The sequence below is a fragment of the Algoriphagus faecimaris genome, from assembly GCF_900101705.1.
Taxonomy (GTDB): Bacteria; Bacteroidota; Bacteroidia; order Cytophagales; family Cyclobacteriaceae; genus Algoriphagus; species Algoriphagus faecimaris.
On sequence record NZ_FNAC01000106.1, the window covers coordinates 1 to 1,147 of the forward strand.

Sequence of the window (1,147 nt, forward strand, 5' to 3'; positions counted from 1 at the left end):
AATTTAAATCGAGTTAAACCCTTAATAAAGCAATTGACACCAACTGTCAAAAAGAACTTATTTGGCTACTGGTGACTTTGCGGATATTCATAAAAGAAATACTGATTATCCGTAATTATACCAGTAGCCATATTTTCTTTGCTTAATCGGCAGAAAGACCGATGACCGATGACCGAATTTTGCTTAAATTGAACTTCAACCCTCATTTTGGTCCTTGCACAATTCTTACGGGTAAGAAAGCGGGTACACAAAAACTATTAAAGTAATTGAATAAAAGTTTTCATTATTCGAGTTTTTTTTTCAGATTTTAAAAATTTAATGTTACAAGAAAAAAACTATTTTTGGGCTGTATGATGCTATGTCTGGCTTCATTTCAAGTAGATGCCTCCATTTTGAGGTATTATTGTACTGAGACCTGGTCTAACATCAACAGGACTTACTATAAAAGTTATCATTGTTATGGACCTGAAACAACTGGTGATTGCGAAGCAGATTGTATGATTGGGGAAGGCTGTAGCAGAAATTGTTGTGTAGATGAGGATGAAGCAGCACCGGGGTTTTAAATTATGTTTGGAGGGCTTTTTCAAGTTCTCCTTTTTTGAAAAATTCTCATTTCCCATTATGAATCGAATATTTTCCTTTTTATTGGTGCTATTTATAGTAATTTCCTGTCAGGAGAAAGAAACCAGTGTAGATAAGGTTTTAATTACTCCAACTCCGAATAGCGCTGAAATAGTCGATTTGTTTAAGATTAAAGAGGTTATTCAATTATCTGGCAAGGAAATTCCCTTAGGAGTTTATAGGGCTCTAGTTTTTAGGTCGGACTACATTTTTTTAGATCAGAATAAAGAGATAGTATGGAAATCTAATAAAAAAGGTTCTGTAAGAAAACTAATTCATTCTGTTGGTGATGGTCCTGGAGAATATCAGGAAATATGGGATTTAAGTGTGAATCCAAAGAATGGTGAGCTAATCATTTTGGATAGGAAATCGAGTAAACTTTTATTTTTTCTTGAATCGGGACTTTTTAAAAAAGAATTACCCATTAAAAAGGAATATGAATATCCGCAAAGTCACCAGTAGCCAAATAAGTTCTTTTTGACAGTTGGTGTCAATTGCTTTATTAAGGGTTTAACTCGATTTAAAT

At 33.3% G+C, this 1,147-nt stretch carries 1 protein-coding gene; it reads left to right on the forward strand.

The annotated features are described in order from the left end of the window. Positions 1–621: 621 nt before the first annotated feature. Positions 622–1,083 carry a 6-bladed beta-propeller gene (locus BLQ57_RS20785; RefSeq protein ID WP_169712818.1) on the forward strand — a complete coding sequence of 154 codons (462 nt, stop codon included), beginning with the start codon at positions 622–624 and terminating at the stop codon, positions 1,081–1,083. The last annotated feature ends 64 nt before the right edge of the window (positions 1,084–1,147 follow it).

Bases quoted from the DNA above. Each gene is read 5' to 3' on its own strand.
- BLQ57_RS20785 (WP_169712818.1), top strand. From the start codon at position 622: ATGAATCGAATATTTTCCTTTTTATTGGTGCTATTTATAGTAATTTCC.